At 33.5% G+C, this 25,925-nt stretch carries 23 protein-coding genes and 4 pseudogenes; 12 read left to right on the top strand and 15 right to left on the bottom strand.

Going from position 1 to position 25,925, the window contains the following annotated elements; translation table 11 throughout:
- Positions 1-313 (top strand): annotated as a pseudogene (locus wTKK_RS01835) (Mur ligase family protein); the annotation flags it as partial.
- 474 nt (positions 314-787) lie between these two features.
- Here the strand turns inward: wTKK_RS01835 and wTKK_RS01830 are convergent.
- Positions 788-916 (bottom strand): hypothetical protein, encoded by a 129-nt coding sequence (locus tag wTKK_RS01830; protein ID WP_407511727.1) that lies wholly within the window; start codon positions 914-916, stop codon positions 788-790.
- A 391-nt stretch (positions 917-1,307) separates the two neighbouring features.
- Positions 1,308-1,742, bottom strand: coding sequence for an MFS transporter (locus wTKK_RS01825; RefSeq protein ID WP_407511726.1), 435 nt, complete (start codon positions 1,740-1,742; stop codon positions 1,308-1,310).
- Positions 1,743-1,907: 165 nt separating this feature from the next.
- On the opposite strand from wTKK_RS01825, the pseudogene wTKK_RS06220 reads away from it, so the two are divergent.
- Positions 1,908-2,465: pseudogene (locus tag wTKK_RS06220) on the top strand (GNAT family N-acetyltransferase).
- 253 nt (positions 2,466-2,718) lie between these two features.
- Positions 2,719-3,648 carry an AEC family transporter gene (locus wTKK_RS01810; RefSeq protein ID WP_407511723.1) on the top strand — a complete coding sequence of 310 codons (930 nt, stop codon included), beginning with the start codon at positions 2,719-2,721 and terminating at the stop codon, positions 3,646-3,648.
- Between the two features lie 40 nt (positions 3,649-3,688).
- Here wTKK_RS01810 and wTKK_RS01805 read toward each other — a convergent pair whose 3' ends face one another.
- The 4 genes from wTKK_RS01805 to prfA all read right to left on the bottom strand — a co-directional run bounded on the left by wTKK_RS01805 (position 3,689) and on the right by prfA (position 5,640).
- The gene (locus wTKK_RS01805; RefSeq protein ID WP_407511722.1) at positions 3,689-3,874 is read right to left on the bottom strand and encodes a hypothetical protein; all 186 of its coding nucleotides are present in this window, start codon (positions 3,872-3,874) and stop codon (positions 3,689-3,691) included.
- A 133-nt stretch (positions 3,875-4,007) separates the two neighbouring features.
- The gene (locus wTKK_RS01800) at positions 4,008-4,184 is read right to left on the bottom strand and encodes a hypothetical protein (RefSeq protein WP_407511721.1); all 177 of its coding nucleotides are present in this window, start codon (positions 4,182-4,184) and stop codon (positions 4,008-4,010) included.
- The gene (locus wTKK_RS01795; protein ID WP_407511720.1) at positions 4,177-4,452 is read right to left on the bottom strand and encodes a hypothetical protein; all 276 of its coding nucleotides are present in this window, start codon (positions 4,450-4,452) and stop codon (positions 4,177-4,179) included. The genes wTKK_RS01800 and wTKK_RS01795 overlap by 8 nt, the downstream gene beginning before the upstream one ends.
- Positions 4,453-4,548: 96 nt before the next feature.
- Positions 4,549-5,640, bottom strand: a complete 1,092-nt coding sequence (gene prfA, locus wTKK_RS01790) for a peptide chain release factor 1 (protein WP_407511719.1) — start codon at positions 5,638-5,640, stop codon at positions 4,549-4,551.
- 113 nt (positions 5,641-5,753) lie between these two features.
- Between prfA and yihA the strand changes: the two genes are divergently transcribed.
- Positions 5,754-6,347 (top strand): ribosome biogenesis GTP-binding protein YihA/YsxC, encoded by a 594-nt coding sequence (gene yihA / locus wTKK_RS01785; RefSeq protein WP_407511718.1) that lies wholly within the window; start codon positions 5,754-5,756, stop codon positions 6,345-6,347.
- Positions 6,322-7,260, top strand: coding sequence for an acetylglutamate kinase (gene argB, locus wTKK_RS01780; RefSeq protein ID WP_407511717.1), 939 nt, complete (start codon positions 6,322-6,324; stop codon positions 7,258-7,260). The genes yihA and argB overlap by 26 nt, the downstream gene beginning before the upstream one ends.
- 322 nt (positions 7,261-7,582) lie before the next feature.
- Here the strand turns inward: argB and wTKK_RS01775 are convergent, their stop codons facing one another.
- Positions 7,583-9,106, bottom strand: coding sequence for a hypothetical protein (locus tag wTKK_RS01775; RefSeq protein ID WP_407511716.1), 1,524 nt, complete (start codon positions 9,104-9,106; stop codon positions 7,583-7,585).
- 178 nt (positions 9,107-9,284) lie between these two features.
- On the opposite strand from wTKK_RS01775, the gene wTKK_RS01770 reads away from it, so the two are divergent.
- From wTKK_RS01770 to wTKK_RS01755, 4 genes are all read left to right on the top strand, one after another.
- Entirely contained in the window at positions 9,285-10,562 is a 1,278-nt protein-coding gene (locus tag wTKK_RS01770) for an adenylosuccinate synthase (RefSeq protein ID WP_407511742.1), read from the top strand.
- 158 nt (positions 10,563-10,720) lie between these two features.
- On the top strand, positions 10,721-12,781 hold the full coding sequence (locus tag wTKK_RS01765) for a hypothetical protein (protein WP_407511715.1): 2,061 nt from the start codon (positions 10,721-10,723) through the stop codon (positions 12,779-12,781).
- Positions 12,782-12,850: 69 nt separating this feature from the next.
- Positions 12,851-13,087 (top strand): translation initiation factor IF-1, encoded by a 237-nt coding sequence (gene infA / locus wTKK_RS01760; protein ID WP_407511714.1) that lies wholly within the window; start codon positions 12,851-12,853, stop codon positions 13,085-13,087.
- A complete protein-coding gene (locus wTKK_RS01755; protein ID WP_407511713.1) occupies positions 13,084-13,674 on the top strand; it encodes a Maf family nucleotide pyrophosphatase in 591 nt (196 codons plus the stop codon). Before infA ends, wTKK_RS01755 begins: the two co-directional genes overlap by 4 nt.
- On the opposite strand, the gene wTKK_RS01750 is transcribed toward wTKK_RS01755, so the two are convergent.
- The 5 genes from wTKK_RS01750 to wTKK_RS01730 all read right to left on the bottom strand — a co-directional run bounded on the left by wTKK_RS01750 (position 13,661) and on the right by wTKK_RS01730 (position 21,374).
- Positions 13,661-16,804 (bottom strand): hypothetical protein, encoded by a 3,144-nt coding sequence (locus tag wTKK_RS01750; protein ID WP_407511712.1) that lies wholly within the window; start codon positions 16,802-16,804, stop codon positions 13,661-13,663. The two genes, wTKK_RS01755 and wTKK_RS01750, sit on opposite strands and share 14 nt — an antisense overlap.
- Before the next feature lie 389 nt (positions 16,805-17,193).
- Entirely contained in the window at positions 17,194-18,519 is a 1,326-nt protein-coding gene (locus tag wTKK_RS01745) for an alanine:cation symporter family protein (protein ID WP_407511711.1), read from the bottom strand.
- Between the two features lie 83 nt (positions 18,520-18,602).
- Complete coding sequence (locus wTKK_RS01740; protein WP_407511741.1) at positions 18,603-19,106, bottom strand: protein-disulfide reductase DsbD domain-containing protein; 504 nt, start codon at positions 19,104-19,106, stop codon at positions 18,603-18,605.
- Between the two features lie 232 nt (positions 19,107-19,338).
- Entirely contained in the window at positions 19,339-20,997 is a 1,659-nt protein-coding gene (gene groL / locus wTKK_RS01735) for a chaperonin GroEL (protein WP_407511710.1), read from the bottom strand.
- An 86-nt stretch (positions 20,998-21,083) separates the two neighbouring features.
- Entirely contained in the window at positions 21,084-21,374 is a 291-nt protein-coding gene (locus wTKK_RS01730; protein ID WP_407511709.1) for a co-chaperone GroES, read from the bottom strand.
- Between the two features lie 112 nt (positions 21,375-21,486).
- Between wTKK_RS01730 and ygfZ the strand changes: the two genes are divergently transcribed.
- Positions 21,487-22,284 (top strand): CAF17-like 4Fe-4S cluster assembly/insertion protein YgfZ, encoded by a 798-nt coding sequence (ygfZ, locus tag wTKK_RS01725; RefSeq protein ID WP_407511708.1) that lies wholly within the window; start codon positions 21,487-21,489, stop codon positions 22,282-22,284.
- 503 nt (positions 22,285-22,787) lie between these two features.
- Here ygfZ and wTKK_RS01720 read toward each other — a convergent pair.
- Positions 22,788-23,045 (bottom strand): hypothetical protein, encoded by a 258-nt coding sequence (locus wTKK_RS01720; protein WP_407511707.1) that lies wholly within the window; start codon positions 23,043-23,045, stop codon positions 22,788-22,790.
- A gap of 234 nt (positions 23,046-23,279) precedes the next feature.
- On the bottom strand, positions 23,280-24,269 hold the full coding sequence (locus wTKK_RS01715; RefSeq protein WP_407511706.1) for a ribonucleotide-diphosphate reductase subunit beta: 990 nt from the start codon (positions 24,267-24,269) through the stop codon (positions 23,280-23,282).
- A 54-nt stretch (positions 24,270-24,323) separates the two neighbouring features.
- On the opposite strand from wTKK_RS01715, the pseudogene wTKK_RS01710 reads away from it, so the two are divergent.
- Positions 24,324-24,479, top strand: a pseudogene (locus tag wTKK_RS01710) (ribonuclease D); the annotation flags it as partial.
- A 70-nt stretch (positions 24,480-24,549) separates the two neighbouring features.
- Positions 24,550-24,888 (top strand): outer membrane protein assembly factor BamE, encoded by a 339-nt coding sequence (locus tag wTKK_RS01705; RefSeq protein ID WP_407511740.1) that lies wholly within the window; start codon positions 24,550-24,552, stop codon positions 24,886-24,888.
- A gap of 66 nt (positions 24,889-24,954) precedes the next feature.
- Here wTKK_RS01705 and tnpA read toward each other — a convergent pair.
- Positions 24,955-25,389: pseudogene (tnpA, locus tag wTKK_RS01700) on the bottom strand (IS200/IS605 family transposase).
- Positions 25,390-25,925 lie beyond the last annotated feature (536 nt).

Here is a 25,925-nt window from a genome sequence, read left to right as displayed (position 1 = left end):
TGGCAAAAGTGACATTTTCTTAATTGAGGCTGATGAGTCTGATGGAACTATGTTAAAAATTCCTGCAGATATTGCTGTTGTAACAAGTATTAATGACGACCATATAGACCATTACGGTACATTTAACGACATCAAAAATGCGTTTTCTAGATTTGTAAACAACGCGAATTTTGCTATTTTTCCTGATTCTGCAGACATCAATCATGGTGCGAGTAATTCTATAAAGTTTTGGTTTGGAAATGGTAAAATTAGAGCTAGCAACATCAAACAACACAATAATAGCATAGAATTTGACGTGCTGATTAGTATAAACGAAAGTAATCGTATTCCATTTTCCACTACTCAGTAGTTGAGAGGGGTGGAATAAAAGCAGCCCTTTCTTCATCACCTCAATGCTTGAAAATGGATTCTCGTTTCAATGTTAAACAAGAGACTATAGAATTTAAGAGGACAATCCCTAGAAAATCTCTACATTCAAAAAAAAGTAAATCTTACTAATGCTATTTGAACAAGCTAGCGTAAAAGTAAGCTAAATTTTTTAAGGTACAAAAATAGTAAGAAACAGTTGTTTGAAAAAAAAATTGGAATTTGTTTCTCAAACTTTAGATGCATGAGCAAGGTAATACTCTTTAACTAATATAGATTAGGTGATTTGGAAGAGATACATCTAGAGCAGCTGGCAAAGTTACAATACATATTACCGCAATAACTAGAAATGAGAAGGATCTATATGGTGATTATAGATTTTTCCAGATCTTGAAAACAATAAATAGACAGTAAATCAGAACTACTGCAAAAAAACAAGAATAGCTACACTGGTTCCTTGACCATCGTAAACGTAGCTTGTTAAGCCGATAAAAATAGCCATGATAGAAGCTCTAATAAATGAAATTGCAGAAGAAGTTGTGCCTTTCATTTCAGGGAAAATATTTAATGATGCATTGAAAGTGACTGCTTGACAAATTCCACAGCCAATACAAAATAGCCGTAGGCAGCGTTACTAAGTAATAAGCACTGGGCATGATTATACCTAATATTAAAAGTGATAGGGATCCAATAGCAATTACGCCTGTACCGGAAATTACACACCAAATTGCTCCAAGTTTCTTTAAGATCTTACCGGAAAACAGGCTAATTAGTGAGAAAGACCGAACCATTGCACCTTGATGTAGCGCATAAATAGTTCTGGATAAACCAAAAGTTTCCATATACAAAAAAGGGCCACGAGTAATGAATAACATATAAGCCGCAGAAAAAAGGCTCTGTGCCAAAGACAAAACCATAAATTTTGAACTTGATAATAATTTTTATAGTCTTTCATCATTTTTTAGACTAAAAATATCACGGTCCTTTTTTGTCTCTGGTAACAGAATAAGTAACAAAACCCAAGAGATGAAACAAAGTATTGCAACACTTGCATAGTTGCCACGCCACACAACAATTTTGTTGATGAAACTTCCTAATACTGGTGCAATTACTATGAGAACTGTGAGAATAGAATTCATGATTCCAATAAATTTTACTGCTTCGTTGCCTTTATAGCTGTCTGCAATAATTGCAAACACAACTACAGATGTGCTCACACCAATGCCTTGAATAAAGCGAGAGATTAAAAGCTCAGAAACTGACAGCGCAAAAATACAGCCAACAGCACCGATGAGTAGCAAAGTGTTGCCTATGATCATCATCCTTCTTCTGCTATAGCATTCAGACAATGGACCAAAAATAACCCTCCTATGCAAACGCCTAAAAAATTATAAGCAATAGTTAATTGAATTGTGCCTTCCGGTACGTTAAAATAGCGTACTATATCAGGAAAACTAGGTACAGAAATATCAATTTCGATGAACTTAGCAATTAGAGATAGAATTAATAAAAACGGTAGTAACACTTAAAATCTTTAATTAATGAATAAAAATATCACGTTTAAAGCGTTGAAAGAAGAACATTTTTCACTATTATCAAAATGGGTAGAGGCACACCATATCAAGAAGTGGTGGTATGCGGATATAAATTCGACACCAGAGTTAATTGAGAAAAATATAGCAACTACGTTAAAGGATTCAAACGTTTGAAATCTAAGACACAAATTATTGAAAAACCAATGCACGCATTCATTATTAATTGTGATGGAGTTGATATTGGTTATATTCAATATTACAACAAACATGATTTCCCACCTGAACAGTTCTATAACACTTTAGAACTTCCAGAAAGTTGTGCTGCTATAGACTGGTATATCGGAGAGCTGAATTATGTAGGTAAAGGAGTTGGTTCACAAGCTTTGAATATATTTTTAAACAAATTTGTCTTTAAAGTTTATGAGAATGCCTTTTTCGACCCAGGTATAGCAAATGTTTGTGCAATCCGTGTTTACGAAAAAGTTGGCTTTAAAAAAAATTATGGAAAGTAATAGTGCAATTTTAATGATTAAGGCAAGAATTCCTGAGAACCATTCAAGATGAGTGTTTTTTCAACAATCTACCTAAATTACTACAAGTGGTTTATAACAATATACAAGGAGCTTTATACAAACTTAACATAATTTAATCATAAAAATATCATTATTAAGTCCTATATAAGAACAAATTTTGGCACTCAGTGAATCTTTTTTAACTAACTATGAACTTGATTAATTGGAAAATAAATTTTACTTACTTTTACAATACCTTAAAATCTAATATCACTTTATCAGCAAAGATATCACAATAGGCTAGTATGTTCTTTACTCTTTTCCTCAAAATATTACCCATTTACATTACAATACTTATTGGTTACCTAGCAGGAAGATATCTTAAGATTGATAGAAATACTATATCTCAAATACTCTTTTATATAGCTAATCCAATAGTGATTTTATACGGAGTATCTCATACAGCAGTTAATTTAAAAGTAATTTCTCTGCCGATTTTGATATGGTTTATAAGTAGTACTATGTCTTTATTAGTGTATTATCTTTCTTCTTTTTTATTTAAGGACAACACGAGAAACATATTAGCGTTTAGCTCGGGAAGCACAAGTATGGGTTATTTTGGTCTACCGATTGCCATTGCTTTATTTGATGAAGATTCAGTGTCTGTGTATGTTGTCTGTTACATAGGAATGGCACTATTTGAAAATAGCTTGGGATTTTATATAGCTGCAAATGGTATCTATACTGCAAAAGAATGCGTATTAAAGTTACTCAAACTTCCCTCATTATATGCAATGATTATAGGTTTCTTTTTAAGTATATATGATATACAAATACCCACTTTTTTGACAGATGTTATGATAAATATCAGAAGTACATTTATCACATTAGGAATGGTGCTGCTTGGAGTAAGTATTGCACAAATTACAAATTTTAAAGTAGATTGGAAGCTTGCCTTGACCACTATTGTAGCAAAGTACATATTCTGGCCGTTATTTGTTTTGGGAATTGTCTTGCTAGACAAGCATGTTACAGGTATATACGATGAAAGCATCTATAAAGCACTGATGTTACTGGCTGTTATTCCGATTTCTGGATCCAGTATAATACTTGCTAATATTTTAAATTACCAACCAGATAAAGCTACTTTATTGCTCCTAATTAGTACTGCAGTGGGACTATTTTATGTTCCACTTATAATATCATTATTTTTTACTAAACTTGTCCCTTTTTGATCGAAAATTTAAGCGCTAGGCCTATTCACAAAACTTGAATTTAGACTAGACTTTTTCGATAATCATAAAAGAAACTAATCCTTTTTTCCTCTCCTTTCTTATTTTTCACACATAATAGGAAATTATCAATTGATGGAATTTTCGCAATAATGTCAATAGCAGTAAGATTTCCTACACCTTTTAGCAGGTCTATAGTTGAATTTGGATGTTCTATGAGCAGCAACAAATAAATGTAACTTGCCTTTTTTATATAATTCTATTAACCGATAGGTATTCGCTTGACACTTCTGTATCTTTGTTATCATTAGTAACACTAAAGGGAAAACTAAACTTAATAAGATTTGAAGCATATTGTTGTTCTATGATTCACGTAATGCTGCTATGCCTTCGTTGCAAACGTTATCATAAAATAAATTAACTTCTTTAATATTTGAAAAACTACCACCCCTTAGGGCACTCATTAATATTATTCTACTTTCAACATCAATATCATTAGAAATTAAATCAAGTTTAACAAGATTTGGAAAGTTACCCATTCTTTAACAATTTAGTGATTGCTATTGAGCCTTCTGCGCCAATAATGCTAGAAGTTAATTTACACTCAGTGATATTTGGAAGATTAATATTCTCTAATGCTTCATTTAAAACTCCTCCACACTGAGCATCAATATAACAATTAGATAAAGTCAAGCTTGTAATATTTTGCTTTTTCTGTAAAAAGTTTACTAGCTTTTCCATATATGCACATAGATTATTTAACTCTAAGGTGTTACTATGAACACATTGATTAAAGTCAGCTTCCATGGTTTCTGTAAGTTATAGAGCTGTTAATTACAGCATAATGAACAACTAACTTTACTTCTTTTTAACCTGATACCTATGCTTTGTTTCAAATTTCCATCAAAAAGCAACATTACCCCCTCCAGTCAACCTTTCTGCTTCATTTCGTGAAATCAATGCCTCAATAAATTCATCTAGTTCACCTTCTTTTATAATCTGTTCTAGTCGATGTGAAGTGAGATTAATTCTATGATCTGTTATTCTTGATTGTGGAAAGTTATAAGTTCTTATACGTTCAGAGCGATCTCCAGAACCAATTTGGCTTTTCCTCATTGTTGACCTTTCCATTTCTTTTTTTTGTCTTTCAATTTCGTATAGCCTTGCTCTCAATACTTTGAGCGCTTTAGCCTTATTTTTGTGCTGCGATTTTTCATCTTGCTGTATTACAACTATCCCTGTTGGCAAGTGGGTGACCCTTACTGCGCTGTCAGTCGTATTCACTGATTGCCCTCCAGGACCACTGGATCTATAAACATCTATGCGTAAATCTTTTTCTTCTATTTCAAAGTCAACCTCTTCTACTTCAGGTAATATTGCAACAGTAGCTGCGGAAGTGTGCAACCTTCCTGAGGATTCAGTTTCTGGCACTCTTTGTACTCTGTGCACTCCTGACTCAAATTTCAGTCTTGCAAAAACTTCTGTTCCATTAATGAGTGCAGAAGCTTCCTTATAGCCACCTATACCTGTATTAGAAATACTTATTGGCTCAAACTTCCAATTTCTTCTTTCTGCATATTTTTGATACATACGAAATAACATCGCTGCAAATAATGCTGCTTCTTCTCCTCCTGTGCCCGCTCTAATTTCTAATATTGCATTTCTTGAGTCATCTTCATCTTTGGGTAATAATGCCAACTTTAGTTTTGATTTTACTTTCGGTAATAGCATCTTTTGCTTCTCAAGAAGTTCTTCTTTTGCTAACTCTTTTATATCACCATCGCTGTTCTCATCTTTCATGATTTCTTCTAAATCTGAAATTTCCTCTTTTAATATGTTATATTCATCGATTATCTCGATAATTGGTCTTAGTTCAGAGTATTCCTTCGAAAAACTAACGAATTCTTTTTGACTCAAATTTGTGGGGTTCTCCAGATTTCTCTCTACATCAGAAAACTTTTTTTTTAAGTCTTGTAAATTATTCTCTATATCCATATAGTACAGGTCTAGTTTTCAGCTGTTTAAGTAAGTAATATATACTGAAATAAAAAATTTCTTATATCAAGCAATAACACTATAATTGTCTCGAATATTTCTACCTAAGTATAATGGCAAAACAGATAACATCAATCTGCAGCTTCATATTTGGAGCTTCAGACAAAAAATCATTACCAGATGAGTCGGCTCCAGAGATTGCATTTTCTGGTAGATCAAACGTAGGAAAATCAAGTTTAATCAACTTGCTGATAAACAGCAAAAAAGCTGCAAGAGTTTCTTCTAAACCTGGATGCACTAGACAAATAAATTTTTACTCTATGTACAATGATAAGTTTAGGATTGTCGACCTACCGGGTTATGGCTATTCTCGTGCAAGCAAGGAAGAATCAGTACAATACTTAAACCTAATTGAGTACTATCTAATTCACAGGAGAAATCTAAAAAGAGTGTTTGTGCTTATAGATAGCAAGGTAGGATTAAAAGAAATAGACAAAGACTTTGTTTCTTGGTTAATATATAACAATATTAACTTTAGTATTGTGCTAACAAAAATAGATAAACTAAATCAGGAAAGTCTAGATGCTATTCTAGAGGATACTCAGAAGTGGGTTAATAATGAATATGTATCAATTCATCAAATAAGCATTCGTGTTAAGCATAAAATCACCAAGGTAAGAGATGAGTTTTTCAAATTTACAAGATAAAAAAATGAAAAGTGATGAATCTTTAAATGGTAAGATGCCATTGAAGGAAAAAACAGGAATATTATTTGAAGTTCTGTCTAACATACCTAAATTTGTAGGCGAAACTTTTATCATCAAATGCAGCGGTGTAATAATCTCAGATGAAACGCTGCTTAGTGCTTTTGCGCATAATGTTGTTCTGTTGAAACAGCTTGGTATAAATCCGGTGGTAGTTCATGACGGAGAATATGAAATTAACTTAGTGTTAAAAATGCTAGGTATGAATGATAAGTTTATAAATGGTGTCAGACTTACAGATAAAAGCACTATGAAAATCATTGAAATGGCACTGTGTGGTTCAACTAATAAAAAAATTGTTCAGCATATAAATTCTGCTGGTGGTTCGGCTATTGGACTATGTGGAAAAGATGGCAACCTCATAAAAGCTGAAAAGATAAGCACTACGCTTAGGGAAAATAGATTAAATAATATTGAAAAAATACTAGACATGGGATTTATCGGTAGACCAACTGAAATCAATCCTGATATATTATTCTTTATTGAAGAATCAGATTCTATACCAGTTATTGCACCTATCGGTTATGGAAAAAATGGAGAAACATATCATATTGATACTGATAGCATTGCAAGTGCAATTGCACTTGCAGTTTACGCATCTAAGATGATAATCTTGAGTGATACAGATGAAGAAATAAATAAAGTTGGCAACAGAAGAGTCTTGATTAAAAATTTAAAAGAGTCGATTGATTGTGGAAAAATTAAAGGGGAAAAATTTGTTGAAAGGCTTATGTCATATACTAAAATGGTAGAAGAATGTGCAGGGGTTGTTCACATAGTTGATGGTAGAGTACCTAACATTATACTTGATTTATTTACTGAGAATAATTCAGGTATATCAATAATGGATGATTAATAGCTGTACTGCTTATAACCATATGAACATTGAAATTTTGGAATGGCTTGTGTCAAGTTCCTATTCTCTTTTCCAGTCTTTTAGGTTTTTTCTTGCAAGCATAATAGTTTCGTATACATAATGAAACCAAATGGTGTTTTTAGCTTGATAACAGAGGAAAATAAAGAGGGCTTGGTGTAACACTCAAATAATGGTTTACCTAATAGATACCGATAGAAAAGTTGACTAAGGTATACAATTCTCTCTGCGTCAAGTTACTCAGGGGATATCGGATCTACAAACGCTTTGGATTGAGCATAGTACGCCTCTGTACACAGTATCTTTAATGCAAATGCCCATATGATTCCACAGATAATCTCTGTTTTTTTATTTTATCTGTCCATTTATCATTTTCTATATCTTGTTTGTTGGTTGCTCTTTTTTCTTGCTCAACAATTGCCTTATCTATCTTCTGATGAATTGCATCAATTGCATTTTTTTCTTTGTATATTTCGCTTTTTCCTTCACCAATTAAATTGGTAAAAATATTTACAATAAACTGCACCTGATTATGATTAACCTGACCTTTTATCGAAGAAGGTAAAGAGTTTAATTCCATCAATACTTCTGATGCTGTTTTATCTTGAGTGGAAAGCCCTAAATTATCTGCTACTTCACTTATTAATAACTCTCTGTTTTCTTTGTTATCTTCCAATTTATTATAATCACGCAGTAGATCCATAACTGAAGATACTCTGACTTCAATAATATCATCAACACCTTCACCTCCTAGAGCAACTCCTGATCCAAATAACCTCTCTCTGAGATTTTTCTTTAAAAGATTGGTAAATTTTTCATTTGCATCCGATCCTGTAGTAGATATTGTACCATCTAAATAGTTGTTTACTTTGATTTGGGTACCTAAGCTATGCTCTATTTGTATTTTTGCCTCAGGTTTAAATCCTAATTTTGCACAGAATTTCTGAAAATATTCTTTAATGATGTCAAACAAGGTCTTGCAATTGTCTTTATAGTTTTTCAACTCTTCAGGAATAGTAAGTGATAATTTACCATCTCCATATTTTACAAGGTCTTCACCATATTGAGACTCAAGTGTAAATTCTAATGAGCTGGATAGGTCACATATCTTCTCTTCCGGATTGTCAATCGTGGTTATAGGCATTGCCATATCAGACGTCACTTTTATGCGGTTGTGGTCAGTGCAGTAAATGTTTAGCACTTTTTTAGGACTGTGTGGAGTTAAATTACAACTACTGAGTGCGGCATGAGATTCATTAAATACACCAGCCCCATACCCTGCTTGATTACAATTGGTGACTAACTCTTCTAAAATAGCATCACTTGGAACCCTTGCTCCAGCGTATCTAAACATTTCCTTAAAAATTTCCTTTGCTAATGCACGGTAATCTTTTTTGGAGAACAGATGATAAGAGCTTCTCCCTGTGTTATAAAATCTCTCAAATTCCTTTCTATATTCATCAACTTTTTTTTCATCAGCAACTGTAGGGCTATTACAATGATTTTCCCAAACTTCAGATAGTCTATCTTGATCAAGCTCCTTAAGTACTGGTTCCATAAAAGCTTTACCTTCTTCAGAGAGGTTATTAAAATTATCACGGTTAAAAATCTCATTTTTATAATCTTTAGCTCCTTCCTTAAATGCAATAATAAAATTTTTATCTATCTCTTTTTCATTAATAATAAAATTCATTCTTTGAAAATCTAAGAACATTGTTTCACCGGAATTCGCTAATTTATTATCTTGATCTGCTCTTAATTTACTAAAATTAAATTCTTTAGCTGTGGCCTTTAATCTAGCTACCGGACTCTTCTTTGCCTCTTTCATAATTAACACCTTACTATAAATATGATGTAAGTTGTACCATATAATGATGAATAATTTTATAATATATAAGAAAGTCGATAGTCTATCTCTTTATTTTAGGGATATAGGAAAGGCGTAGATTTCTCTTTTCATTTGTAGCATGCTGCATTAATATTTACGTATTAATCTAGAAATAGTGATGAATAATACTGTAATTGTTGGTCTTCAATGGGGTGACGAAGGCAAGGGTAAAATAGTAGATTATCTTTCTGAGAACGCAGATGTAGTTGTGAGATTTCAGGGAGGAAATAATGCAGGGCACACTATAGTAATAGATGATGAGGTTTATAAATTAAATTTACTGCCCTCTGCTGTTTTGAGAGCTGACAAAATATCTATTATAGGGAACGGTGTTGCTCTTGATTCACATGCTCTAGTCTCAGAAATAGAGTCATTGAAAGTGAAAGGAGTGGACGTAAACTATAACAACTTGATGGTATCCGAGAGCTGTCCATTAATACTTAGCGTACATAAGGACAAGGAGAAGCTATTTGAAGATTTAAACGGAAATCACAAAATTGGTACAACAAACAAAGGGATAGGGCCATGTTATGAAGATAAAGTTGGCAGGAGAGCTATACGCCTTTGTGACTTAGAAAACACAGATGAGCTCAATCAAAGAGTGGATTCTCTCCTGAGTTACCATAATGCTATCAGAAAAGGACTTAACTACCAGGTAGTTAAAAAAGAAGAAATATTAAAGGAAATTCAAGAGATTTCAGAAAAAATTCTCTTATATAAAAAACCTGTGTGGAAGATACTAAATGATTTTATGAAAGAAGGTAAGAAAATAATATTTGAAGGTGCTCAAGGCGCATTTTTAGATATCGACCACGGAACTTACCCTTTTGTTACTTCAAGTAATACCGTAGCATCGCAAGCGATAACAGGCTCAGGATTATCCTACAATGCTCACATTATTGGTGTAGCAAAAGCGTATACAACAAGAGTGGGTAATGGCCCATTTCCTACTGAACAAAATAACGGGATTGGAGACAGCTTATTTTCTATAGGTAAGGAACTTGGAACAGTAAGCAATAGAAGAAGGCGCTGCGGATGGTTTGACTCAGTTTTAGTGCGCCAGGCCGTACAACTCTCTGGAGTTTCAAACATTGTATTAACCAAATTAGATATTCTTGATTCTTTTGATACTATTAAAATAGGCACTGGTTATAAGTATGGCGGAAAAATGTATGATTATTTACCCGCATCACATTCAATACAAAAAGAATTAGAGCCAATATATGAAGAATTTCCTGGTTGGAAAGAGAAAACTCAAGGCAAAAGGTCAGTTAAGGAATTACCTGCAAATTTGATGAAATATGTGAGAAAAATAGAAGAATTAATAGGTGTACCAATTCATCTAATTTCAACTAGTCCCAATAGAGACGATGTTATTAAGCTTAAAAATCTATGAAAACGTCTTGTTAACTTTTATCTAATAAAAAACGACACTTGTATGACTTCAAGCAATCTATTATGCAAAGTAGCAGTGTAAACGTACAGTGAGCAGTGTGATTTTTCTTAAATACATGTTGATTGTTATAATATAAACATAGTTAAAGGAGGCGTATTATGATTGCAGGTTTGGCTAAGGGAGACAAAGCAATAAAAGGGGAAAAAACAAGTGATCAGCTGAGAGAATTGTCAGTTGTAGAATATGTAGTTAAGTCAATACATGACTTGCAAAAATTGCATAATAGATTATGTTCATCACAGGGTAACAATTGTGTTAATGATAGAGAGAAGTTTGTCCAAGATAGTGATGGGCTTGGTATATTTCAAATTCTCAAAAGCTATATTAATGATGTAGAAAAAAATGAGCCTTCCATTAAGAACCTTACTATAATGAAATTTCTTCGCTCAATTATAGAAGATAGAGAACTGTATAAAAAGTTATGCAGTTTCGATGATTTTCTCGGTTGTGAGTTAGAAGATTTGAGAGATAAGATAATCTTATTAGCGCTTTTGAGAGAAAAGATGGACTTTGCTGATATACAAAAAGCTTATGGTAATTGGCGTTTTAGTAATCTAATAGGTGATAATGATTTTAAGCGAATGTATGTGGATGAAGCAGTAAAAGAAAGAGAAAAGCCTGTTAATGAGGGCTTTGAGAAAAATATAGGTAAATACATAGAGTTAGTAAAGGAAGGAAAAGGAGTTGCAAGTAGGTATTTTGGAAAATGGAAAGAGGACTTTCAAGTTTACTGTGAAGAAATTGACAATAACAATAGAGTTTTGAATATTAACTTTACTCATTACGACAATAGTGAGCCAACAAAGATTAGTAACGTTTTACAGCAAGAGAAAGATATTAAAGAACTGAATATCTATTGCAATAAAAAACATGAAATACACGCTCATAAAAAAGATAAGAAAAGATATTATGAATTTAAAGAAGGTGCATATTATGAAATGACAAGCACTTGGGCTGCAAAAGATGGATCAAGAATGTGTACCATGATTATGAATGTGAGTAGCAATGGCATAACTGAAATACTAAAATTTAATGGTGAAGATTTTGTTTCATCGAAGGAGGTTCTAGAATTAATAAAGCAAAACGATGAATTATATATTCAAAGTCTCTCCTTATATGATGCTGTAATGGAATCACTAGAAGAGAATAGGGCTACTCCTATTAATCTTTACAATGAATCTATGGTGGCTTATCAAGGTAAGGAACCAGAGAAGAAGTTAGATAATAAAGTTGATGCTGATAATAGCCTTCCTTCTTCTCCTTCTATTAATAGCAATGCATTGGAAGCCAATTTACAGCACACTGAAACTCAACCAGAAATTGCTTCACAACAAATAACTGATTTACAAAACAGTTTTGGAAAAGAAGGGCGAAAAAACATGGAATTGCAAACTGAACTGGCACACAAAGATGAAAAGTTAGCAAGAGTGTTAGCAGAGTTACAAGAGAAAACACAAGAACTTAAAAATGTATGTGAAGCAAAAGGAAAGCTAGAGGGTAAGCTAAAAGGTGTTAATACAGAAAAGAAGGAGTTAGAAGACAAATTAAAAGAAGCAGCACACATAATGAAGGAAAAGGAGCAGTATATAAGCAATTTAAAACTTCAAGTGCAAGAGTTGAAAGATGAGCATAAGGCACAACTAGAATCTTATGAACAAGGGATATGCAAACTAGCATGGGAAGTTGAAGAGTTAAGAAGCAAGCTAGAGTGTAATAATGAATGGGATGATAAAGTTGTAGAAATAGCTGATGGACTGGGAGAAAAAATTCATGCTGATGAACAAAAAAGCCTCAATAATCAATTTTATACTCCAACAAGAAATATTTTTAATGGGACTAATAATGAGTCTTGTGTTCCACTGGAAGGTATGAGTTCTATTGAACAAAGAAGCTTCAATCATCAATTTTATACTCTAGCAGGAAACGTTTTTAGTGAACCTGATAGTGCCTCACAAAAGAAGACAGAGTTATCCAGATCTTCAAGTTTTGATAGTCGACTTGATAGCGATGAGGAAAATTGTGATAATGATTTATCTTCTAACATAGGTTCTATTGAGAAGTTAGTAGAGAGTAGAAGTGTAGGTAGCTCGCTTTCCTCTTGCATTGTTAAGGAGATGATTGGAGTTAAGTTGCAAGAGCAATACTCAGGGAGAGTATAAATCTCCTGTATTGATAATAATTTAAAATCTATAGTAGACTGAAAAAGATTATTAAATTATAATGCGACAATGATGAAAGAAGACAAATCAAAAACAATTTTTGAAGTGGAAGGGGCAGTAACTGCTTTACTACCTGCAGCAGAATTTAGAGTGAAGCTGGACAATGAGCATGAGATTATCTGTCATGTATCAGGAAGAGTGAGAAGAAGTAAAATACGTATCATTATAGGCGATAGAGTGTTAGTTGAGATGAGTATTTACGATAGGAATGCAAGAAAGGGTAGGATAATAAAAAGGCTCAAGTGATAGAACAATCTCTAGATAATCTTATTCTTGCTTCATCATCAGAAAGGCGAGTAGCCTTACTAAAACAAATGAATATTAAGCCAGGTTTAGTTTTGCCAGCAGATACAGATGAATCGCCTGTGAAGAAAGAGCTGCCAAAAGATTACTCAATCCGTATGGCAAAAAGTAAAGCCGAGAAAATACAAAGTGCAAATCCAAATTACTTTGTGCTTGGTGTTGATACAGTTGTTGCTTGTGGTAGAAGGATACTGCTCAAAGCTGAAAACGTTGAGCAAGCAGAAAAATGCGTTCGCTTGCTATCAGGAAGAAGGCATAGAGTATACACCAGTGTGTGTTTATTAACTCCTGATCAATCTAAACAGCATATTAGGACTGTAGTTACAATAGTGAAATTTAAGCGTCTCAGCGAACAAGAAATTAAATATTATTTAGCATCAGAAGAGTGGAAAAACAGGGCAGGGGGGTGCAACATACAAGGTCTTGCAGGAATGTTTGTATTATTTTTACGTGGCTCATACTCTTCTGTAATAGGGTTACCATTACATGAAACCCATTGCTTGCTAAGTAATTACTTTAACCTATACTAATACCACTATCCTTTTTTTGTTTTTCTTCAGCAATAAGTTTAGCCCATATTCTATTTCTATTTGCTAATGCAATTCTATTGCGATCAGTACTATCATCGCGTTCTGTTAAAGTATCTTTTCTTTCCTCTTCTACTATTCCAGCTTTCAGTTGTTCTGCATCTTTTTCTAGCAATTTATATAGTTCGCTATTTTTGTCTATAGTCAGATTAGTATTATCATTTTCTTGTTCTGCTTCTTGTTCTGCCACTTTTCTTTCTAATAACTTACGTACAGGGTTATATTCTTTACCTTCTTTTATTTCTTTCAACATACTTTCTGAGAATAAATCTTTAGTAGCCTGGTGTGAAGGTTCTCTCAATCCTTTATTCAATTTTTCCAATGTATCTTTTGGTTCAATGGTTTCTAATCTCTTCTCTAATTGCTCAGAATTGACCTGAAAATTATAGAGGCTAGTGTAAGTTGGAGATGAGTAACCTGAGTCGTTTATTTCTTTCTCCGCTGAATTGTCTTTTAGCAATCCAGCTGCTAATAAATGTTCTTTTGTTTGCCCACTCATTTTCTTTTGATTTACTGGTTTTAGCAGGAATTTCTGAGTTTCTTTATCCAACTTACTGGTAAATTCCGTAAGTAGGGTATCATCTCTTTGTTCAACATTCATTAGGCTTGCTTTTAACTGTCCAGAATTTACTTGAGATTTTTCATGGTTAGAGTGAGTTGGAGATGAATAGCCCGAATCGTTTGTTTTTATGTCTGTTGAGCTATATTCTAGAGATTCATTTTCTTGTAATTTATCTTCGGTTTCTTTTTGTTTATCGTTTCCTCTTTCTTCGTTTTCCTTAGTGCTAAGATAATCTTTTTCTTGTTTATAATCTGATTGAGGATTTGAAAGCGTTATATACTCATCTTCGTTTAGCGGTTGCTTATTTCCAGTATTGCGTGATTCTTTAACTTTTTTCAATGCAACGTCTTGTGCTGTTGCAGCGCTTTCAGTAGCTGTAGGATCAAAAATTGCACCTTCTTGCCGATTATTAGATATTTGCTCACTTTCATCTGATTTTCGGCTTCCAGGTACAGAATGTCCAAATGTAGGATTGTCATACCGTTTATCTTCTTGTGTATTATCTTGATTGTAGATTACAGACTTGGTGAAAATAGTACTGCTTGAAGAAGCATCAGAATATGGAGAATTGTCGTTATTTCCACTATTAATCCGTATTGGCTGATACTCATCTTTTTTCTGATTATTAGGTAATGAACTAGCTCTAGGTGGAAGTGACGGTGGAATCTTTTTAGCAGATGCGTTATTAGAATTTGTAGTGCTAGTCGTTGCATGCTTAAACTCAACTTCTTGATCTTGAGTAGCTTGAACGCCAACACCTTTACTAATATCACTTTCCATGAAAGTTTCAGATGATTGTTGATTCATAGGATTGTCATACCGTTTATCTTCTTGTGTATTATCTTGATTGTAGATTACAGACTTGGTGAAAATAGTACTGCTTGAAGAAGCATCAGAATATGGAGAATTGTCGTTATTTCCACTATTAATCCGTATTGGCTGATACTCATCTTTTTTCTGATTATTAGGTAATGAACTAGCTCTAGGTGGAAGTGACGGTGGAATCTTTTTAGCAGATGCGTTATTAGAATTTGTAGTGCTAGTCGTTGCATGCTTAAACTCAACTTCTTGATCTTGAGTAGCTTGAACGCCAACACCTTTACTAATATCACTTTCCATGAAAGTTTCAGATGATTGTTGATTCATAGGATTGTCATACCGTTTATCTTCTTGTGTATTATCTTGATTGTAGATTACAGACTTGGTGAAAATAGTACTGCTTGAAGAAGCATCAGAATATGGAGAATTGTCGTTATTTCCACTATTAATCCGTATTGGCTGATACTCATCTTTTTTCTGATTATTAGGTAATGAACTAGCTCTAGGTGGAAGTGACGGTGGAATCTTTTTAGCAGATGCGTTATTAGAATTTGTAGTGCTAGTCGTTGCATGCTTAAACTCAACTTCTTGATCTTGAGTAGCTTGAACGCCAACACCTTTACTAATATCACTTTCCATGAAAGTTTCAGATGATTGTTGATTCATAGGATTGTCATACCGTTTATCTTCTTGTGTATTATCTTGATTGTAGATTACAGACTTGGTGAAAATAGTACTGCTTGAAGAAGCATCAGAATATGGAGAATTGTCGTTATTTCCACTATTAATCCGTATTGGCTGATACTCATCTTTTTTCTGATTATTAGGTAATGAACTAGCTCTAGGTGGAAGTGACGGTGGAATCTTTTTAGCAGATGCGTTATTAGAATTTGTAGTGCTAGTCGTTGCATGCTTAAACTCAACTTCTTGATCTTGAGTAGCTTGAACGCCAACACCTTTACTAATATCACTTTCCATGAAAGTTTCAGATGATTGTTGATTCTCTTGTTCTTGTCCTTTTTCCTTGAATTGTATTTGATATAGGAATAAGCCACCTATTTTTATATCTGTGTTTGCTTTTAATTGTTCCTCAGTAACACCATTACGTTCAGTGAGATCTACACCATCTTTATCAATATTGATTTTGATAGTACATTTTTTTCCATTTTTGTCATGCCAATTCAAAGTCATTTCATATGAACCATCGGTTACAACATAATGCCTTATTCTTTTCTCTCCTTCTTCGGCAACAAAACCGTGCATTCCGCTCTTTCCATTACTATGCAGCGTTGAAAATCCCGAAATTCCTTTCTTCCGATAAAAGTCACTATTTAAAAACTCGCTGATTTTAAACTCTTTTTTGTTATCTCGCAGTGTAATACTTGTGTGATCACCATATATTGAAACTCCTGCGATATCATCAACATACTCTTTTAACCTTGCTTTAACTTCACTTTCAAGCTTTTGTTCGGCTTTCTTCATCTTGTTCTGCTCTGGAAGAATAACTTCATAAGCTTTATTTTTGTCTTCATCTGTCTCCAAATTCCAGATGGAGTGGTTTATTAGAAACTTTACTGCATTAAAACCAACTCTGGAATTATAAATTGGGTCGTCTTCCTTTTTTATTTCATCGAATAAAATAAAAAATCCTCGAATGAATTCATGATATTGTTGTGTGCTTTGAGTATTCATATTTCCCTCACTAATAACCCTCTGCCTTTTAGCCTTAGCTAGTACAATTATCACGGGAATTGATTTAGTTTTTATTAAAGATGTTGTATTGCTGACGTGATGACATGAGCTATTTTATGTTCACATCAAGCAATTTAAGTTGTTATTCCAGTCTGGAATCTAGATTTTTCTAGACTTGATCCTATAGTCAAATTCATAACTACAAACGTTGTAATATAAGAGTAATTTTCACCAAAATATGTCATTTGAGTAGCTGACACTGGGATCCAGTGTCACTCAGTTAGTGAGCATAAAAGTATTATGTTAAAACATAAGATTTTTGATGAAGTTCATGAAAGACCGGATTCCAGATTGGGATGATAACTTAAAATATTGCTTTAGCTCTGTTTTTACAACTTCAAGTATTTGCTACTCATAGTAAATACTTCTGGATCTTGAGAAGTGAGCTTGAGTATAGCAAGTATGTTTATGAGCAGCAAAGCAGCAATTGAAATATCAGCGATATCCCAGAGTAACTTAACTCCACCGATTGCACCAAATGGAATGATTAAGGTAAAAACTACAGTCCAGATTTTAGTGTATTTATTATCCATAGATACATAGCGTATTGTTTGTTTTGAACAAAAAAACCAAGTAAAGATAGTAGTAAAGGCAAAACAAAACATTATAGCCATAATTAAATAGTCAGTATAGGGCCAATTCATAGCTTTTCTAAAAGCAAAAATGCACACGTTAGTGCTCTCTAAATCAGTAATCCAAGAATCTGTGACAAGCAGTACCATTGCTGTAATGAACACTATGAGTGCAACTATAAAAGGAGATATTATTGTGATTAGACTCTGTTCAATGATAAATTTATTGTTATTTTTTTTAGGAGTAATCGAGGAGTGTACAATTCCTTCGAGGCCAAGTCCTATATCTGTTGCAAAAATACCTCGCAGAGTTCCTACTTGAATAATAGTCAACATTTCTAAAATTAAACCTAAAGATAAGCCAGAGTTAAAGCTACTAGTTGTAAAAAAATTGCTTGTTATTAGTTTTAGAGAAGGAAGAATATTTTCACTAAACTTAAATAATATGATACCGCAAAGTGTGAGGTAACTTACCGTCATTATCGGTATTATAGCCGATATAAAAATTTTAATTTTTTTTAAGCTGAGAGCTGAAACAACAAAAAATATTATGGCCATTACAATGCCGCCAATGACTACAGGTATATCTACCATGCTGAGTGGTATTGATAGAGAATTTACCTGAACAAGGTTACCAACTGTTATTGAAACCATCATCATAATAACTAGAAACACAACTGTAGCTTTTCTAGAATTAAATGCATCAGTCATGTAGGCTACAGGTCCACCTATAAACCGTCCATTTTTTTCTTTTCTGGTTTTTATACTTAGGTAACAAGTAACATATTTTATCACAGAAGTAACAACAATAATTATTGCCATCCATAAAATGGATCCTGGTCCTCCGGTTTTTAGAGCAACAGCAGTGCCTGAAACGTTTCCTACTCCTAAATTTCCTCCTAAGATTGTAAACAGGGCAGCTATAGAAGAAAATTTATTTTCTCCTCTTTTAGCTCCAATAAGTGAAACGGCATACGGTAGTCTAAACACCTGTAACCATTTTAGTTTAACCGATAGGTAAACACCAGCAACTAGTATGAGTAGTATTGTTGGCAGTAATAAAACAAACTTTACTGTATCCATCTGTAAAAGAGAGATTTTCACTCGAGTATATAGCAAAATATGAGAAGTAACACTATAAAAGCTATAGTAAGCCTGCTAAAATCCTATTTTTCATACCACTCATTTATGAGTTTATTGATATCGGAATCCATAAAATCCTTTAGTGGTTGACTGGTTTTTATCTCGGCATTTTTAGGGATACACCTATCTTTACATATTGCGTACTTTACATGAAAGTTAATATCAGCGTATTCCTGATTTGGAATGATATTAGTTTTAAAGGGAAATAACACCATATCTTCATATATGTTACTAACAAATGTAACTTCCCCAACTTTATCTTCATGTTCCTTGAGAGTAGGCCAATGAATATCTATATTTGATATGTTACCCTGACAGTCAAAAGAAGTAGGAAGGCCGAAATCTCCAGGGTCTTTGTAATATATATGCCAACCTGATTTTATTGTAACCTTTATTGCGCCTTCAATGGTGAGGTTTGCTTTATTTACCTCACCAATGAGCAGATCAAATTTTGCAACTTCTTCTTCAGCGCACAATTGAGTGCAAGAAAAAAGTAAAAGTAGGATTGAGTATATACGCATTTTTATAAACGCTCTATTTATGAAGAAAATAATTTAAGTTCTATCTATTAGAATAAAAACATTATATAAATCATTTGTTGATATAATATCATTCTAATAGAAATGTACTAGCAATTACAACTTTTATAAAAAATAGCGGCTTTGCATAGAAAACCAAAGATTTATTTCCTTTATAAATGTAAGACTTTTTAGAACTAGAAAGATACCTTGGAGCAATTGCTCCAAGGCTCTTGTTTACTTAGAATCCACCCATTCCGCCCATTGCTCCTGCACCCATAGGTGATGAAGCATTTTCTTCTTTGTTTGGTAGATCAACTATCATAGATTCAGTAGTAATAAGTGCGCTTGCTACAGACACTGCCGTTTCAAAAGCAATACGAACTACTTTTGCTGGATCAATTACACCAGCTGTTGATGCATTAGCGTAGTTCATAGCCTCAACGTTGTATATAAGCTCTTTATCATTCTGCTTAATCAAATAGTCAATTACAACAGCAGATTCAAGACCAGCATTTTTAACCAATCTTTTGATTGGAGCACTGAGAACTTTTTTGACAATGTTGATACCTATTTGCTCTTCATCGCTTGAAGCTTTTAGCTTGTCAAGAGCAGATGCAGCGTAAAGAAGTGCAACTCCCCCACCTGGAACTATCCCTTCTTCAATTGCGGCTCTTGTTGCATGAAGTGCATCTTCAACTCTATCTCTGCGTTCTTTTACTTCTACTTCGGTTGCTCCACCAACTTTGAGCACAGCAACACCGCCTGATAATTTCGCTAAACGCTCTCTCAGCTTTTCTTTATCATAATCAGAGGTTGAAGTTTCAATCTGAGATTTAATCTGGTTAATTCTAGCATTTACTCTGCTTTGTTTATCACAGTCGCTGTCTTCACTAACAATTGTGGTATTGTCTTTAGTGATTTTAACATTTTTAGCAGTACCAAGATCTTCAAGAGTCAAATCTTCCATCTTGATTCCAAGCTCATCTTTTATGACATACTTAGCACCTGTTAAAGCTGCTATGTCTTCGAGCATCTCCTTTCTCCTATCACCAAAACCTGGAGCTTTTACTGCAGCAACTTTTAGACCACGTAATTTGTTGATCACTAAAGTGCTTAATGCTTCACCTTCAACATCTTCTGCAATGATAAACAAAGGTTTACCAGACTTAAAAATAGCCTCAAGAATAGGAAGTAAAGGTTGAATAATATTAAGTTTTTTTTCTGTAATCAGCAAATATGGATCATCAAGCTCCACGCTCATCTTTTCATTATTTGTAACAAAGTATGGAGAGAGGTAACCACGGTCAAACTGCATACCAGTTGTAAGTTCAACTTCTAACTCTTTTGAACCCTTACTCTCTTCAACAGTGATGACGCCTTCTTTTCCAACCTTTTTAACAGCATCAGCAATGCTATTACCAATATCTTTATCACCATTTGCAGAAATTATTGCAACTTGTGCAACTTCATCCATTTTCTCTAAAGAAATTGTGCGAGACATTGATGTAATTTCCTTTAGTATCACATCTTTTGCCTTCTGTATTCCATTTTTGATACAAATACGATCATTTCCAGCTGCAATTGACTTTGAAGCTTCCATTATCATGTTGCTAGTCAGTATTGAGCATGTTGTGGTACCATCACCAACTTTGTCATTACACTGAGAAGCACTTTGAGCAATGGTGCTTACTATCGCAGAGTGTAATGGTTTTTCAGGCTTTATACCTTTCATTACCTTATAGCCATCCTTTGTGACCTCTGGTCCACCATATGGCTTGCTAATTCCTACTGTATTTCCCCTAGGGCCTGCAGTTGCTCCCACCGTTGAGTCAACCATTGTTGCAACTTCACGAAAGGCTTCTTGCAACTGTTCGCCTGATACTACTATGTTAGCCATTTTTATCACTCCTCAAATTAATAAATTTAGAATATTAAAATACATAATGCACTATGTAGCGCATTAGTTTAGTAAAATAGGGATACCTACTTGATAACAGCAAGTAGGTCTGACTCCTTCATCACGACATACTTTTCATTATCATGCTCTACTTCTGTTCCAGCCCACTGCCTGTAGAAAACCTTATCACCAGCTTTTACAGTTAAAGCCATACGCTCTCCGCTTGGGCTGCGTGAACCACTACCAATTGCTATAACTTCACCTTTAGTAGGCTTCTTTTCAGCACTTGATGGTAGTACAATTCCACCTTGTTTTTCTTCAGTAATGGGCTTTATTAGCACGTTATCGTCTAATACATTCAAATTTACACTTGACATTTATGCTTCCTCATTAATAGATTAACCTACGGCTATATGTAGTCATCTAAAGGTTACATTTCAAGGGTTGGAGTTAGTAAAAGTGTATAATTAAGGTTTGAACAGAAGTTTTATGGGTTACATACCGCTAGCAAACCGTAGTCTAGTATCTTTATACGGACCAGATACGAGAGATTTTCTTCAGGGTGTTATAACAAATGATATTAATAAACTAAGTAGCCAGCAGGCAATTTACTCTTTATTACTCAACCCTCAGGGAAAATATCTGTACGATTTTTTCCTCATTGAGCATGATAAATATATTTATTTAGAGTGTGAAAATTCCCATCTACAGCAAATAATTGAAAAATTAGACTTGCTCAAAACTTACCTTAGAGTGAGGATTAAAGACATTAGCTCACTATATAAGGTTGGAGTTTTGTTTGATGCTCAGTTGACGGAGTGTAGTAGTAAGTCACAAGTTATTTTTCAAGATCCAAGGCACAAGCTGCTAGGAATGAGGATCATACATGAAGATGAAATAAAAGAACCGGTTGGAGATTTTATTCAGTATGAAAAAGTTAGAATTAGAAACCTTGTCCCAGATGGAGCAAAAGATATGGTGCAAAATTCATCATTTCCGCTGCAATATTTAATCGATAAGATAAATGGTATAAGCTTTAATAAAGGGTGCTATATAGGTCAGGAAGTTGTAAATCGAATGAGCAGACAAGAAAAATTCAGAAGGAAACTTTACCTTGTTGAGGGAAAAAATGCACTTCCAAATATTGGTACTAAAGTAATCAGTGAACATAATGAAGAAGTAGGAGAACTACGCTCTAGTGTCGACAATATTGGACTTGCATTGCTTAATACTGGAAAAAGCCACGCAAATTTATATGTCGGTGGAGTTAGTATTAAGACGTTATAAAATATCTACTCGAGTAAAAGCCCATTTTTCTTGTTTAAGTGTTTGTGATAGTTATCCACAGTATTGTGAATAACTCAGTTGATAACCCAGAGAAATACATATTTTACGCATTATGAGTACTTCGGAGATTCATAATAAAGTGGACAACTCTAAAAAAATTACATCAACTTTAATCTTTTTTAGTTGTGATTTTAATATTTTTCTAATAAGAGCCAATAAGGGAGTAAGGAATGGTCTTTTTCTCCTGCTAAAAGCTTGTGTTTCTTGTATTTTCCATAATACGTATTATGTAATTTTTAATACTAATAAAACTATTTCCCAATCTTTTAAACAACAACCTGTTGAACCTTCGGATTAGTACGTAAATTGCTACTTTAAAAACACTTAAAATTTCAATTTTTAGTTCTAGCATAGTCCTTTATTTGTCTTTTTTTTTTAAAAAGTATTAAGATATTTATCATTTGATCTTTTTCAGAGTTATCTACAGTTTTTTTTATTCTCAATTATATATATAAAGCTGTGCCAATAAAAGCCGAAGCAGCAAAAAGTCCACTACCAACTCCCATTCCAGCCGTAATACCAAAAATAGCACCAAATTTCATTGTTTTATGCTTGTATTTATCTTCTGCCTTTTTTAAAAGCTGCTTTGATTCATCACGGGCATGTTTTCTTGCAGTTATTCCATAGTGATCCTTTATAAAAAGATTAGTACCTGCATCTAGTAAAATTTGTGTCACCTCTTTGTCACGACTATTGTGCAAAGGAGTTTTTCCAAAAGAATCTCGTGCATTAACATTAGCACCTTTGTCTAATTAACTTCTTCTCCTCCTCTAAGCAATCAAAATGTCCAACTATTACATGCAATAATGTAACCTTATATCTATACTCTCTTTTCTCTAGGCTAAATAGATGATTTATATCAAATTCTTCCTCCTTCCACCTGTGATATGTATCGCAAGCTTCCGTTGAAACGATAAAAAAGGGTGAAGTTACTGCTATTCACTTTTTGTATCGTTTTTAGCAAAAGCTTCCTCCCAAGTGCCTTGAGTTGCTGCACGGCTATACTCTGTTACTCTATTTTCAAAGAAATTTGTATGTTCCACGCCATTTAATATTTCATCAAGCCACGGAATAGGGTTGTCCTTAACATTGTATATAGATTTAAGACCTAATTGCGTTAACCTTCTGTTTGCTATGTAACGTATATAATTGCGCACTTCCCCTGCAGATAGCCCTTCAACATCTCCTAAATCAAAAGCAAGACTTATAAATTCATCTTCAAGTTCAACAATAGTGCGACATGCAGAATATAATTCTTCTTTGAACTCGTCATTCCAAATTTCATTATTCTCTTTAATAAACGTATTGAACAAATTGATAATTGAATTGGTGTGCAAGGTTTCGTCACGTGCTGACCAAGCAATGATTTGCCCCATACCTTTCATTTTTCCAAACCGTTGAAAATTGAGCAAAATTGCAAATGATGCAAATAACTGCAATCCTTCAGTGAAGGCACCAAATACTGCTAAAGTTTTAGCAACATGTTTTTCATCGTGCTTTTTACTTTCCTCAAATTCTAACATGTATTCATACTTCTTTCTCATAGCATCATATTTCAAGAATGCTTGATATTCACTTTCTGGCATGCCAATCGTATCTAGAAGGTATGAATAGGCTGCAATGTGTATAGTCTCCATATTGGAAAAGCTTGCAAGCATCATACATATTTCTGTTGGCTTAAATATATTTGAATAATGCCTCATATAGCAGTTATTTACTTCAATATCTGCTTGAGTAAAAAACCTAAAAATCTGGGTCAATAAATTTTTCTCTACATTCGAAAGTTTAGTTTTCCAATCTTTCACATCATCAGCAAGCGGAACTTCTTCAGGTATCCAGTGTATCCTTTGTTGCTGCAACCATGCATCATATGCCCAAGGATAATTAAAAGGCTTGTATATTGGATCTGCTTCTAGCAATGACATAATGTACCTAATTATTTTTAAGTAAATATTATACTAAATGATATTGAGAATCAGTCAATATTTGATATACTCTCGATTATTTTGGAGAGCAAATGTAAGGAAAATAACATATCAAGAAAGTTAATTTCATCAAAAGCTGAGTTAGCTGGCTCAATATCTGGGCAGATAGATAAACTATTCAAGGGGTGGAGATATGATTTTTTCGGCAGATTAACTTTTTTGAAATTTGACAACAGATAGTTTATCAGTGTATTGTGATTTCAAACAATTAATTGACGAAATGCGAGTATTAATATTTTCTGTTTTGTTATTTACAGTGAGCTGTACTCACACTATTCATAATCACGGAGTTCCTGGCGTTAATGTTGAACTGTGGAGCAAAATAAAAGTAGGTGATGATAGAGAAAAAGTGGTTCATACTTTAGGATCACCAACATTAGTATCAAAGTTCGACGAAAATGTTTGGTACTATGTCTCATATAAAATTAAACAAGCTAACTTCTTGGGAAAGAGGAAGTACAGTAGCAGGTCTCTGCAAATTTCGTTTAATAAGAATGACGAAGTTACAGATATAAGAGAAATCAACGTTGCAGAAAGGTCTTTAGCTGTTGTTGATTGAAAATTTGCTGATCTATTTTTCATAACAAGCAACTAATTTAGGTAACGTAAATTTACCTATTTAGATTCAACCACTATGGATTGAAATCCAAAGATTGAGAGAGTATGTAATGCTAACTTTTGATCTACCGAATTTATCTTCTTTTTTAGAGTGATTTTCAATATAATTTTTTATCATTTCGTCAGTTACATTTCCGCTAGTTCTGACAAATGTCCATAACCCAGTATCTTTTTTCAGCTCTGGAAAGTTTTGCTGGATTTTTTCTGGAACTTTTTCCTTTTATTAACTGCACTAACCTACTAATACTTAAGTATGGGGGTACAGAAACGTATACATGTTGACGCAATTCTACCTCTCTACTTGATTATTTGCACATACTTCTTGTACAACTTCTTTAGCTTTCTGTCCAATATCTCCAACTAATACTGGATATCGATATTTTGTTATCCACACTATGTGATATATATATACAGAGTGACTGCTTTTTCTATAATATTCCACATTCTTTGAGATTTTTCACCTTTAAATTATATTCTTAAAAGGATGGTCCAGGGTTTTTCTCCCAAATTTGGGACAGTAAAAATTTTCTAAGTTCAGACAAAACAAGAAAAAGCAGATTCTCTACAAAAGAGAAAACTTATATTAAAATATTAGTTTATTTTAAAACTAAATTAATGTTAAGATATAAAGTATATAGCTTAATTTTTTATAAAAAGAAATGAATATCAATGATTTTAACATAGAGAGCTTAACAACAATTTCTATAGTACAAGAAATAAAGAATGGCGTTAGGCTTGTTCCAGACATAATCAAACCTGGAATATAGGGTATATTTTACGCTGCAGGAGGAGCATTATTTACATACGCTTATGTTTTTTTTTGCACAACAAAAAAAAAGTTATGAAGATGGTTATATGGAGGGCTACAAAAAAGGCTACAGTGAAGGATTTAACCAAGGTTATAACAAAGACTTTAGTCAAAAATTGCCTTAATTGCTGGAGCTGCTTGTGTTGGAGCTGCATCTATTATGTATTGTA

The organism is Wolbachia endosymbiont of Trichogramma kaykai (assembly GCF_045765165.1).
Taxonomy (GTDB): Bacteria; Pseudomonadota; Alphaproteobacteria; order Rickettsiales; family Anaplasmataceae; genus Wolbachia.
Note: the sequence above shows the minus strand (reverse complement) of the source record. Positions and strands in the feature narration are given on the sequence as shown.